Genomic DNA, 4,689 nt, shown 5'->3' on the forward strand with positions numbered 1-4,689 from the left:
CCTGCCGTGAGAGAAATCAGAAAGTAACCCCGTTCCGATTCCAGACTGCGATCAGAAATTACAACAACGAGGTCGTCGCAGCGACGATGACTTCCGGAATGGCTGTCAGGGTCAAGGCCAGCATGACCAGCCCCAGTGTTCCCCGAATCAGGTAAAGTGAACCACTCAGGGGTAACTGCGAATTGCGGCTGCAAAGGGCCAGCGTCAAATCGACCAGCAGCATTGTCGCGGCGAGTGGAATGCCAATCCGGATCCCCAGCACCAAGGATTGTTGAATCAGTTCGATGATCGTTTCGACAGGCTGCTCCGTCCAGAAGGGGGCACCCGGCGGGAGACTTGCGAACGAATCAATCAAAGACTTCAGCGCGAGTGCCTGCCCGTTGAGTGGCTCGAGCAGGACGAATGCCACGATTCCCATCAGCATGCTGATCTGGCCACAGGCGGAATCGTCGCCAGAAATTTCTGGATTGAACGTGCGTGCGAGCCCAAGTCCGCTGTAGCGGTCCAGCCATTCCCCACCGAGCTTCAGTCCCAGAAAAATGATCAGGATTCCCGTGCCGAGCAATGTCCCCACTGCAATTTCACTGAACAGGATCACCCCCCAATCGGTGCCACCAGTTTTCGCCTCGGACGAGTCAGCAGTTCCCACGGGGCTCTGTCTGGAAGACAGATCGAAAAGTCGCGTATCCCGCATGGCGCCGTCTTGATTTTGAACGATCAGCGAGGAAAGCAAAGCTCTGCCGACCTCTGGGGCACCGTGTCTCGACCACGCAAGAGGCGCGATGACACACGTCAGAATCATGACCAGACCGAGACGGACGGGAAGTGGAAACTTCACTGACATCAACCAGGGCGAGATCACAAAGACCCCGGACAGACGGACCAGAACCAGCAGGCTGACGAGTCCGTTCTCGAGACCACCTGTCACCAGGTACTCGAAAACCAGTCGCCCCCAGGGGTCGTCGGTCAGTTGAGTAAGAATGGAGTTCATAAGTGCTGAGGGATGGAACGAATGAGATCCGTCGCGTACTCAGCAAGCCGGCTGAGACCCCACGGGAGCAGGTAAAGAATCGCCAGAGAGATCACTGTCACTTTGGGGACAAACGTCAGCGAGTGATCATGGAGCTGCGTCATCGACTGCATCATGCCGATCACCAGCGCAATCCCCAGGGCCGCCAGTAATACCGGCCCCGCCAGCAACAGCACTTCAAGCAGCATTGACTGACACAGGCCGACTGCCGATTCGGTCTCCATGGATTACGCTGCCCCCACGCTTTCGAGCAGCATCCCTACGGTCAGGAACCATCCGTCAATCATCACGAACAACAACAGTTTGAAGGGTAACGACACCATCGAAGGAGGCATCATGGTGAGTCCCAGGCTTGTCAGCACCATTGCGACCACCAGATCGATGACGAGAAACGGCAAGAACAACTGAAACCCAATGAGAAATCCCACCTTTAATTCACTCAGGAGATACGCGGGTGCCAGCACCGAAAAGGGAACGTCATCGTAGCTTTGGGGTTCTTCCCATGACTGACCGTCATCCGTAGCGGACCGCTGGTAATCCAGTAGCATCCAGACCGAGTCCCCATTGTTCGCCCTTTCGATCTGCTGGCTCATGAAGGCCCGCACAGGAGCGATTGTGCGTGTCAGCGCCGTCGTTTCATCAATCGAAGTCTCGCCAGTAGCTGGGTTGGTATACGGTCGAATCCCTTCCTCGTAACACTTCTGCCAGACCGGCGACATTACGAGAAATGTCAGGAACAGACAGATCGCAGCGAGAACCTGGTTGGGGGGCCCCTGCTGTGTCCCCAATGCTTGCCGCAAGAGTCCGAGCGACACGGTAAATCGGACGTAGCAGGTTGTCATCATGAGGATCGAAGGGGCAAGGCTGAAGACCGTCATCAGCGCGAGCATCTTAAGCGAGAGCCCTATCTGCTGAGGGGAGACCCACTGCTGAGGGTCGAGTTGAAAGGGAGTCACGGACTCGCTTTTCACGACCTCCACGGGACGGTCGACATCTTTGACCGCCAGCCGTGCGGGTGCTTGCGCTTGAGCTCGTCTGTTCGGTCCCGAGGGGCGAGGTGACTGCGCTTCCGCGCGAGAACACACGAATAACCCCAGCGCCGCGACCAGCAGCATTGCCCGTTTCGCGATGGTGCTCGAACGGGCTGAGAATCCCTTCAGAGAAGCCTTCTCTGAGTCGAAAGAGGTGTCTTCGGGCGGTTTTCCCAGACAGCTTTCCGTTAATTTCCGGACCTCATCCGGGTCGTTGATTTCGGAAAGAGTGCGAGCGCCCTCCGGTCCCACTCCGAGCAGCAGAATGCGTGATCCGCAGCGCACCATGTGCACGGCGACGCGAGGTTCCAGCATTCGACGACCCATCACCTCAAAAGCCTCAACGGGCAGCGACTGGGTCGTGCGCAGCCCGTACCGCTTCAGCCCTCGCCCGACGACAACAATCGCACCAACCACCAGCGTCAGTGAAACCAGGGTACTCCACAGGTGGTTCGGTGACGGGGCGGTTTTGCCTCGCAGCGTTTCTGCCGGTTCGTTGGCCACTCGCCGCGGGGGCAAGGGAACACTCCGTTTCCCGCTCGCTTGGGACGCGGGAGCTGACTCGTCCCCCAAAGCCGCTGACACCAGGACCAGACAGGACAGAGCGCAGACCAGCCAGGAACGTGGCATCCCCTCCCGTCGCCGCAGCAGCGGTTTCCGAAGCGTTTCAGAATCCCACATCATCCGCCCCTGTCATTGAAGGGGTCGAAGTTGTCAGAAGCAGGAACAGCAGCGACAGACCGAACGGGTCACGATGCCGCACGACAAATCCTGAATTCCACTTCCCCGACTCAAAGTCGCATTCTGGTTCCGGCAGAATCCGCCGAAACTGATCGCGTGGAATAACCGGGATTGGAAAATCGGACAAGATCAGGATTCAGTAAACGTCATCCCTCCAGTCCGACGTAGCTCGGACAAAACACTGTTGATCAGGTTCTTTTAATCCCTAGTTCTCCGTTGCCCCCCAAATTTCTCCCGGCACTTAGTCGGAGTCATGTGGTTCGCAAAAATGAGCGGCAACCCGCAATCTCGACAGGGTGTCCCCCTTGCCTTAAGCAGGTCCCTGACGGATTCTTATTCGAGTGTGAGCAGCAATTCGCTTTGACTGGGATTCTCGGTATAAGGAAGTGGCATGACGTGGCGCGTTGGCTGAGCCGAGGATGGGAAGCGTTGTCGGAAACCTCATTCCAGTGATGAAGTCTTATGGCGGACCAGCAGTTTTTCAAACGCTACCGGATGGAAATCAACTTCGAGCAGACTTCACTTCCGCCTGCGAAGTTACCAGTCGGGTATCACTGGCGAGAATGGCGCCAAGCGGATGTCGAGCGACACGCTCTCACCAAGTTTCGCAGCTTTCGCGATGAAGTGGATTCTGAGGTCTTTGCCTGCTTGGGCGAATATTACGGCTGCCTCAGACTGATGTCGGACATTGCCAGCCAGGAAACATTCCTTCCGCGGGCCACCTGGCTCGTCGAGTGGTCAGACGGCGACCATCTTCCCCAGGACTGTGGAACAATTCAGGGGATCGGACTGACCGACCACTCCGGATCCATCCAGAACATTGGTGTGGTCCCCGAACATCGGGGCTTTGGCCTCGGACGTGCCCTCGTCCTGAAAGCTCTCAGTGGCTTTGCCGAAGCGGGTATGAAACGCGTCGTTCTCGAAGTGACGGCCAATAACGTCGTTGCCGTAGGACTTTACCAAAGCCTTGGATTTCGGGTTCTTCGCACCATGTACCGCGTGGTTCCGATTGAAGCGTCGATTCACTGATCGAAAACTCAACGGCTTCGGTAAAACGAAACACCGCAGTGACACGCATCGGCAAAGTTTGTTATGATATCGCGACCTGTCGGTGCGCACTGGTATCATCAACGCGGGGTCCGTCACGGTCATCCTGACCCGTTGATGATGCTTACAGAGCCGGATGTGCAAACGGAAACGGCAGACCGACAGGGCGCCAATGGTCTGCGACGTAGAACTGCGATGAACATCTCACCGTCCGTCAGCCATCTCGCTGTCTGGCGGGGAGTCCATTTGTGAGAGATTCTCGGCATGATACCCAGTCACGTTACTCCCCTGGATCGAGGTCGACGGTCACTTCTTCAGGCTGGCTCGATCGGATTACTCGGCCTTGGAATGAACCACGTTTCGGCACTGCGTGGTGGCGAGATCGTGTCCCGAGACCTCACCACGATGCCGCTACCGGGTGGAAAGGCCAAGTCTGTCATTTTCGTATTTCTGTCGGGCGGGTTGTCACAGCACGACAGCTTTGATCCCAAGCCAGCCGCCCCCGCCGACATTCGCGGTGAATTCTCGCCCATTCACTGCCGTACACCGGGCATTCAGATTTGCGAACATTTGCCGATGCTCGCCGGATGCAGTCATCTCTGGAGTCAAATCCGATCGCTAACCACGCCCCATAACGAACACTCGCAAGGGCACACGTCCATCCTCACGGGACGAACACCCATGCCACTGGGGTACGATCCATCGAAGCCCCAGTCATCCGACTGGCCTTCGATCGCTTCCGTGGTCGGAGCGGCCACGCAGAGCCGAAACAACAATCTACCGCCCGCAGTGGTCTTACCCGAACGGCTGATTCATAACTCAGGACGTGCCCTGCCCGGC

General features: G+C 57.2%; 5 protein-coding genes. 2 read left to right on the forward strand and 3 right to left on the reverse strand.

Annotation, left to right across the window (positions count from 1 at the left end; genetic code table 11):
• Positions 1-58: 58 nt before the first annotated feature.
• The 3 genes from VGE80_RS11210 to fliP are packed head-to-tail and all read right to left on the reverse strand — an operon-like array spanning position 59 to position 2,745.
• On the reverse strand, positions 59-991 hold the full coding sequence (locus tag VGE80_RS11210) for a flagellar biosynthetic protein FliR (protein WP_373651202.1): 933 nt from the start codon (positions 989-991) through the stop codon (positions 59-61).
• Positions 988-1,254 carry a flagellar biosynthetic protein FliQ gene (locus VGE80_RS11215; RefSeq protein ID WP_373651201.1) on the reverse strand — a complete coding sequence of 89 codons (267 nt, stop codon included), beginning with the start codon at positions 1,252-1,254 and terminating at the stop codon, positions 988-990. Before VGE80_RS11215 ends, VGE80_RS11210 begins: the two co-directional genes overlap by 4 nt.
• A gap of 3 nt (positions 1,255-1,257) precedes the next feature.
• Positions 1,258-2,745: a flagellar type III secretion system pore protein FliP gene (gene fliP, locus VGE80_RS11220; RefSeq protein WP_440592732.1), complete on the reverse strand. Its 1,488-nt coding sequence runs from the start codon at positions 2,743-2,745 to the stop codon at positions 1,258-1,260.
• A 519-nt stretch (positions 2,746-3,264) separates the two neighbouring features.
• Between fliP and VGE80_RS11225 the strand changes: the two genes are divergently transcribed.
• Positions 3,265-3,831: a GNAT family N-acetyltransferase gene (locus tag VGE80_RS11225; RefSeq protein ID WP_440592733.1), complete on the forward strand. Its 567-nt coding sequence runs from the start codon at positions 3,265-3,267 to the stop codon at positions 3,829-3,831.
• A 282-nt stretch (positions 3,832-4,113) separates the two neighbouring features.
• On the forward strand, positions 4,114-4,689 hold a 576-nt coding region (locus tag VGE80_RS11230), incomplete at its 3' end, for a DUF1501 domain-containing protein (RefSeq protein ID WP_440592734.1).

Origin of the sequence: Schlesneria sp. (assembly GCF_036405755.1) — a bacterium.
GTDB lineage: Bacteria > Planctomycetota > Planctomycetia > Planctomycetales > Planctomycetaceae > Schlesneria > Schlesneria sphaerica.

Bases quoted from the DNA above. Each gene is read 5' to 3' on its own strand.
- VGE80_RS11210 (WP_373651202.1), bottom strand. From the start codon at position 991: ATGAACTCCATTCTTACTCAACTGACCGACGACCCCTGGGGGCGACTG.
- VGE80_RS11215 (WP_373651201.1), bottom strand. From the start codon at position 1,254: ATGGAGACCGAATCGGCAGTCGGCCTGTGTCAGTCAATGCTGCTTGAA.
- fliP (WP_440592732.1), bottom strand. From the start codon at position 2,745: ATGATGTGGGATTCTGAAACGCTTCGGAAACCGCTGCTGCGGCGACGG.
- VGE80_RS11225 (WP_440592733.1), top strand. From the start codon at position 3,265: ATGGCGGACCAGCAGTTTTTCAAACGCTACCGGATGGAAATCAACTTC.